This window comes from Caballeronia sp. AZ10_KS36 (assembly GCF_023631105.1).
Classification (GTDB): Bacteria; Pseudomonadota; Gammaproteobacteria; order Burkholderiales; family Burkholderiaceae; genus Caballeronia.
In genome coordinates this window covers 1-347 of record NZ_JALQDQ010000077.1, presented here as the reverse complement: position 1 = coordinate 347, position 347 = coordinate 1, and the positions used below count along the sequence as shown (strand labels likewise).

Genomic DNA, 347 nt, shown 5'->3' with positions numbered 1-347 from the left:
CTGACCTTTTACGACGACCGTCTCACGCAGAACGAGCCGAACCCGTCGACCGCGCGCGCGCTCGTGCCCGCGTGGACATGGGTGCGCCGCGACGTCGACGATCCGCTGTTCCCGCGCCGCGGCAACGTGATCCGGGCGGAAGCAGGCTTCGCCGTGAAAAACGTCATGACCGATCAGACATTCGCGCGCCTCTACACGAATGCGCAGCAGTACCTGCCGCTCGGCAAGAACGATCTGCTGGTGTTTCGCGCCGAGTTCGGCGGCGTGTTCACGACCGGGCCGTCGAGCGGCGTGCCGGCGTCGCTGCTGTTTCGCGCGGGCGGCGCGAATTCGGTGCGCGGTTATAG

At 67.1% G+C, this 347-nt stretch carries 1 protein-coding gene; it reads left to right on the top strand.

Annotation, left to right across the window (positions count from 1 at the left end):
- Positions 1-347, top strand: a 347-nt coding sequence (locus NCR35_RS29790) for a BamA/TamA family outer membrane protein (protein ID WP_250537464.1), incomplete at both ends; no start/stop codon positions are given.